This window comes from Paenibacillus medicaginis, from assembly GCF_042138635.1.
In the GTDB taxonomy this organism is placed as follows: domain Bacteria; phylum Bacillota; class Bacilli; order Paenibacillales; family Paenibacillaceae; genus Paenibacillus; species Paenibacillus medicaginis.
Map to the genome: position 1 here is coordinate 1 of NZ_JBHIRY010000065.1, position 6,247 is coordinate 6,247.

General features: G+C 45.5%; 6 protein-coding genes and 1 pseudogene. 5 read left to right on the forward strand and 2 right to left on the reverse strand.

Annotated elements, in window-relative coordinates; genetic code table 11:
• Positions 1-1,223, forward strand: a pseudogene (locus ACE5LO_RS27540) (hypothetical protein); the annotation flags it as partial.
• Between the two features lie 13 nt (positions 1,224-1,236).
• Positions 1,237-1,584 (forward strand): hypothetical protein, encoded by a 348-nt coding sequence (locus ACE5LO_RS27545; RefSeq protein ID WP_375523104.1) that lies wholly within the window; start codon positions 1,237-1,239, stop codon positions 1,582-1,584.
• Positions 1,585-1,851: 267 nt separating this feature from the next.
• Here the strand turns inward: ACE5LO_RS27545 and ACE5LO_RS27550 are convergent, their stop codons facing one another.
• Positions 1,852-2,082, reverse strand: coding sequence for a hypothetical protein (locus ACE5LO_RS27550; RefSeq protein ID WP_375523105.1), 231 nt, complete (start codon positions 2,080-2,082; stop codon positions 1,852-1,854).
• Between ACE5LO_RS27550 and ACE5LO_RS27555 the strand changes: the two genes are divergently transcribed.
• Complete coding sequence (locus ACE5LO_RS27555) at positions 2,081-2,971, forward strand: DNA/RNA non-specific endonuclease (protein ID WP_375523106.1); 891 nt, start codon at positions 2,081-2,083, stop codon at positions 2,969-2,971. The genes ACE5LO_RS27550 and ACE5LO_RS27555 overlap by 2 nt on opposite strands.
• Positions 2,972-3,454, forward strand: coding sequence for an antitoxin YezG family protein (locus tag ACE5LO_RS27560; RefSeq protein ID WP_375523107.1), 483 nt, complete (start codon positions 2,972-2,974; stop codon positions 3,452-3,454).
• A 175-nt stretch (positions 3,455-3,629) separates the two neighbouring features.
• Here ACE5LO_RS27560 and ACE5LO_RS27565 read toward each other — a convergent pair whose 3' ends face one another.
• On the reverse strand, positions 3,630-5,105 hold the full coding sequence (locus ACE5LO_RS27565) for a transposase (RefSeq protein WP_375523108.1): 1,476 nt from the start codon (positions 5,103-5,105) through the stop codon (positions 3,630-3,632).
• Between the two features lie 630 nt (positions 5,106-5,735).
• Here ACE5LO_RS27565 and ACE5LO_RS27570 point away from each other — a divergent pair.
• Positions 5,736-5,936, forward strand: a complete 201-nt coding sequence (locus tag ACE5LO_RS27570; protein ID WP_375523109.1) for a helix-turn-helix domain-containing protein — start codon at positions 5,736-5,738, stop codon at positions 5,934-5,936.
• Positions 5,937-6,247: the final 311 nt, after the last annotated feature.

Sequence of the window (6,247 nt, forward strand, 5' to 3'; positions counted from 1 at the left end):
CGCAGGTCGTGCTGGACGTAGTGGGATGTATCCCGGTGGTCGGTGAAATTGCGGATTTAGCCAATGCCGGCATTTCCCTGGCACGGGGTGACTATGTCGGAGCGGCGTTATCCGTGGCGTCCGCCATTCCGTTTGCAGGCTGGGCGGCGACCGGAGCGAAGGCGGCGCGTAGAGTTGCCCAGGCCACCAAGTTGGGCAGCAAAGCGGTCAAAGCGGTGGATAAAGCCGCTACTGTGGTGAAATCGGCGAAGGAAGTGGCCGAATCCTTGACGGTAGCGGGTATGGGCTCGCTGGGGAAAGTATACACCGGAGCACGAAGCATGGGCAGCAACCTGAATCAGGCGGAAGTGCTGCAAAAGCTGAAGACAGCGATGCAGAATCTCGAAACCAACCGTCCGCGCATGGCGATGGCGATGAGTATGGCGTACGGAACAGCGGTAAACTACCACAAGAGTGAGATGCAGGAAGCCGCGGTAGCGAAGATCCAGGAGGAAGGCTGGGCGCCGCAGGAAGCGATTACTCTGTTGGGGATCTTGACGAATGGAGGCCGCAGAAAAGGCGGGCATGGTGGCAGCTCTGGCATTGTGTCTGGCGGAGGCAGTGGTCACGGAGGTAGCAGTGGTGGCGGTAGCCATGGCAGCGGTAGTGGTAACCACGGAAGTGGTAGCGGCGGCTCTGGGAAGCCTGGGGATGGGAAGAAGCTGGGTGCTGAGGAGACGGGGAATAATAATCAACATAAGTCAGAAGCAGATATAATAGCTGAGAGAGCAAAAGGTTTAGACACAACACCAAGAGAAACTCCTTACAAAATCATGGGCAGTAAAAAAATGAAGAAATTGAACGAGAAAGCTAAAAATAGAACTATTACCAAAGAAGAATGGAAGCAATTGGAGTGGAATAAGAGATTCAAAAGAAGAAGAGATACTGGTGTTGATAATTTTTGGGAACAAGAAAGAGAACGTTTGTTGAAGGGGAAATCTACAAGAAATTGGACGACTGAACAGGTACAAGACATAATAAATGGTAGCGTGCCAAAACATAATGGCAAGGCGATAATCGGTCACCATGCTTATAGTGCTTCGAAATATCCACAATTAGCAAATAGGGGAGAAATAATTTTCCCTGTGACATTTAAGGAGCATTTGTATCGTTGGCATGGTGGAAGTTATAGAAAGAGCCTGCCTGGTAAGCCATTAAATGATTTATTCAATAATGAATTTTAAGGAGGGGAAAACTGTGTCAACAATACTTGTGGTAGTTGAACAAGATGATAATCAAACAAAGTACCTGCCCATAATAAAAAAAAATACAGATTTGGGATTTTCAGAAATAAAAAAAAGAATTGAAAGCAGCGAACCAATTATGGAGACTCTTTTATTTAAAGAGGAAGATGAGGATGCAAGATTAAAGCAACTAATAAATGATTTGACAAGCTTAGGTGCAAGAATTAAATTGTTCGATGGCGAATTGGATAAAAATAAAGAGGTTAGCATTGAATACTTAATGAATAGATTCAATAGATATAGGGAGATACAGAAACAGAATGAATTGTTGGATGATTTAATGTATGGTGATGAGGACTAAATTTGGGATAGGGACTACCTAGTGACGAATAAATCCATTCAATAACAAATACAAATATCCTCTGTTTAAGCCCGTATTAAGACTATTTTTTGTTTGTGCACATATTGTTAAACTTGAATTTTATATCCTAAATAACGCTATTTCGTTATATTGAACAGGTTAATTATGGTCGGTTACCTCCATGATTGACTTGTTTTTTGTTATATTCCGGTAATCATGTGAGGTTGCGGATTTGGCGAATTCCGGAATTTCCCTGGCGCGGGGTGACTATGTCGGAGCAGCGATGTCCGTGGCGTAAGCCATTCCGTTTGCTGGCTGGGCAGCGACCGGAGCGAAAGCGGCCCGCAGGGTTGCCCAGGCCACCAAGCTGGGCAGCAAGGCGGCCAAAGCGGTGGACAAAGCCGCAACCGTGATGAAATCGGCGAAGGAAGTGGCCGAATCCTTAACGATCACGGGAATGAGCTCACTGGGGAAAGTGTACACCGGAGCACGAAGCATGGGCAGCAACCTGAACCAGGCGGAAGTGCTGCAAAAGCTGAAGACAGCGATGCAGAACCTTGAAACCAACCGTCCGCGTACGGCTTTGGCGATGAACATGGCGTACGGAACCGCAGTCAACTACCACAAGAGCGAGCTGCAGGAAGCTGCGGTGGCGAAGATCCCGGAAGAAGGCTGGGCACCGCAGGAAGCGATTACTCTGCTGGGCATTTTGACCAACGGAGGCCGCAGGAAAGGCGGCCATGGTGGCAGCTCAGGAATTGTTTCTGGCGGAGGCAGTGGTCACGGAGGTAGCAGTGGTGGCGGTAGCCATGGCAGTGGTAGCGGTAACCACGGAAGTGGTAGCGGCGGATCAGGGAAGCCTGATGGGAAGAAGTCGGATACTGAGGGGACGGCAAAAGCCCCAACTAAAGTAAACTATGGTGATCATTACACTAAAGACGGTCGTAAAAAGGTACTGAAGCCGGATGTTGAGTATACAAGTAAAGAAGGCTACAATTATAAGACTGATAGTAAAGGACGTGTTTCACATGTTGAAGGTGAACTCAAATTAGGGAATGGAAAAAGAAACGGCTATGCCCAACGAGTGGCAGGAAGAGAAAATCGTTTACCTGATGACGAAGGTGGTCATTTAATTGCAAGTATTTTTAAAGGTTCGGGTGATCTTGATAACCTTGTACCAATGAATGGAAACCTTAATAAGGGTGAATGGAAGAAACTTGAGAATACTTGGGCGGATGCACTTAAACAAGGCGATGAAGTGAAAGTAAAAATAACGCCTAATTATAAGGGAGATTCACAACGTCCAGTAAGTTTGATATTAAGTACAAAATTGGCGATGATGATTGGGAAATTAGGCAGTTTGATAATGTACCAGGGGGAAAGTTAGATGAATGACGAGAAATTAGGAATCATATACCATGAGATGGCAGAAGTTGTTGTTGATACTATTCCTGAGAAATGGTCTAAGGTTTATCTTTATGGTGAGATCGTTGAAGGTTCTCAAACTGCTTACTTTTATTACTACCCTGAAGGCAATGATAAACATGTTTATAGTCATGATATTCCTGAAATTTCTACAATAAGTGAACGTGAATACTCAGAAAAGTGGCATCAATTGATCGATATTATTCAGGAGCTTTGGGCAGAGTTTAAAGATAACGATCAAGAGCCCTGGACAAATTTCACTTTAACCTTAGACAGTTCAGGAAAATTTAAAATGGATTTTAATTATGATGATCTTTCAAATGCAGACTTGCATGAAAGAAAGACTATATGGAAATATAAATATCTCGGGGTCATACCCAAAAGTAATTCTGGAAAAAAGCATTTAGAAAAATATCTGGAGACGTTGGAAAGAGAGAAAGAATAGTCATTACACAGGATTTACATCGCAACAGCAGGAACGTACAATAAACCAACAAACCAAACAAAAACTTGGAGATAGATTTTCAAAGGCTTATTCCAACTTGAACAGTAAAGATGGAGTAGCCTTTTTTTATTTTGGGTCTAAAACTTATAAGCTTGACAGTGAAAAGTTCTCGCGTTTAAGAAGCAAGCGAATCCGCGTCCGGATGGGCCGATTTCTGCTTGGAACGAATAATTTGGGTTAGCGCCAGATGCGGGTTCTGAGCAAACAAGCGAAAAAGCGATTGGCGCAAGTAAACCGCGATCGTCGCCTCCGACACGATAGATTTGGACGGCGTGCGAAGATAGCGGAAGAATAGCGCAGGCGTACGACCGGAAAAGCGCAATGCGAGAAGCTGCACGATGCCCGTCGCGATGACGCTGCACATGACAAAGCCTTCGATGGCTCGGAGGGTCAACCGAATCCGTTCCCGATCTGACTCGTTTGTCACCTGCTCCAGCGGATCCAGATCTCCTTTGCGACGGTAGCGGTTCAGCTTCGGCATCGACGCGCTCCAGAAGCGATAGCCGAACGCACCGATCACTTGCTTCATTTCCCGAAACGTGCATTCGATCTTGAAACGGTATCCGTACAGCGCGATGATCTCCGCCGCCTCCAGCGTCAGATCGGTGCTGACGAGAATGGAGAGGCGATCGCCGTGCCGAACGAGGACGAAGCGCAATTCTTGATACAGGCCCTGTCCCCATAACAAATCCAGACACAGGAAGGAGACGGTTTCTTCCTTGCCATAGATCGTTACAGCAGTGGTTTGAAAATCAGTCGCGCGTGTCTGGAACAACTCGGCAAGCTTCAGCGTCTTGCCTTTCTTCGGCGGGCGGCCGCGGCCCGGCTTCTTCGGTTCAGGCCTTTCGTAGGCTACGGCATTCATTTTGGCTTTGGTGACGATTTGCAGACGTCCATCACCGGCCCGATCTCCTTCGGCCAACCGCTGTAGCGCGGGGATAGACAGAAAATACCGATCCAACAGAAGCAGCGCCCCGCCGAAGGTGCGGGCGGAGACGAAGGCTTGCTCCATCATTTGCACGACATGGGAAGCCTGACGCTCCTTGGAATGGTCTGTCCATCCGAATATGGCTTTCACGCCGTCCTGCAGATTCATGAACAGGGGCAGGCAAAACCACTTGTCCGGTGTGCCCGCCAGAATGCCGATCGCGCCGAACAAATGGCCAAAGATGTACTCGCCCTTGGAAACATTTTCGGATTCCTGATGCAGCTTCTTGACGCCCGGCATCTGCCGTCCCTCCTTGGCTTGTTTCATGCCGTCGCCGACGAGCACGACCTGTCCGCGCACGTACAGGAGCGGAGCGAAACGGCGAACGGCTTCCTGCCAGGCAAGCCGCAGCGATTCCAGCGACCAGGCGGAGGAGCGGAAGAAATGAATCATCGACTCGTAATGACGCGGATCCAACGACAGATCCCGGACAATGGAGGTCACACCGAGATGGTCGGAACGAATCATCAGACCCACGACGATGACCACGAACCACTGGAAGGCGGCCGTGCGGGTGAAGCAAGCTCGAAATGCACACAGAATTTCATTCATGAATTTCAACATGGACTGGTCGATCGTAAGAAAAAAGAGTACACTATTCAAGTAACCCTCTCTTGCGATCTGCTCTCCTTTCTGGCCTGAGAACCTTAAGGATACTACAGATTCGCTTGATTGGGTTATTTTACTATTGGTCGATTTTTCGACAAAAACTTTTCACTGTCCAGTTATAAGAATAGAGCCATAAAACAAAAAGAGAGCTTCACGGCTCTCATCGTAAGACAATATTTGATTCATTAAGTAGACAAAGAGCATCTTTAAATCCTTGTAAATAAATTTCGCGCTCCAAAATTGCCTGAATTGATACTTCAGTATCCTCGTAAAGAAAAGCAGTTTCAATTGTAGCCTCTGGAAGGGAATCTTGAATCTTTTTGAAGTATTGATCGTGTTCAGTAACTAATTGTATATAGGTTGTGTTGCTTTTGGTGAGGTGGCTGTATAAAAATTCAATCCGAGCTCGAATAAGCGGGTCTAATAGGACTTCTAGAGAACACGGCGATGGAATCACTCCCTCTCTAAAATGGATTTATTTTTACGAAGTAATATTTGCTTTATTGAATATTATTTTAACACAACAAATAAAATAGTCAAGAGAAGTCAAAAGTATTTTTGATAAAATAAATATCATTACGTATAATTAAAGAAAATTTCAACTTTGCTGGAAGGGACTATAAGATGATTAGCTACAAACCATTTCAAAAATTACTGATTGACAGGGATATAAAGAAACAGGACCTTTTGAAAAAGACGGGAATTTCTTCTGCAACGATGGCTAAATTGAATACAAATGAGTATGTGTCACTGGAAGTGATCGATAAGATATGTTCAGCGTTAAACTGCCAACCCGGTGATTTATTAGAGCATATACCAGAATAGAATATAAAACGGAAGAAATAGATTTGAGGTATAATTTATACCACAAAAAAGTTTTTACATTACAACCAGCAAACCAAACAAAAAACTCATAAACACGCTCAGCAAACTTTTAAAGGCTTATTCCAACTAGGAATAGGTCTTTTTTTATGCCCCAATTAAAGATGACTAGGGCGGAGATTTTAACAATAGTTTGCTTAACAAGAGTTTATTAACGTGGTTTGAAATCAGAGATACGAGGAGGAATCCGGATGCAAGTCGAAGGCGCATTTAGTGTGAACGAGGGTGGTGCTGCACAGGAATCGTATGTGGTG

Excerpts from the sequence above, each read along its gene's own strand:
- ACE5LO_RS27555 (WP_375523106.1), top strand. The coding sequence starts at position 2,081 with ATGGGCAGCAACCTGAACCAGGCGGAAGTGCTGCAAAAGCTGAAGACA.
- ACE5LO_RS27550 (WP_375523105.1), bottom strand. The coding sequence starts at position 2,082 with ATGCTTCGTGCTCCGGTGTACACTTTCCCCAGTGAGCTCATTCCCGTG.
- ACE5LO_RS27560 (WP_375523107.1), top strand. The coding sequence starts at position 2,972 with ATGAATGACGAGAAATTAGGAATCATATACCATGAGATGGCAGAAGTT.
- ACE5LO_RS27570 (WP_375523109.1), top strand. The coding sequence starts at position 5,736 with ATGATTAGCTACAAACCATTTCAAAAATTACTGATTGACAGGGATATA.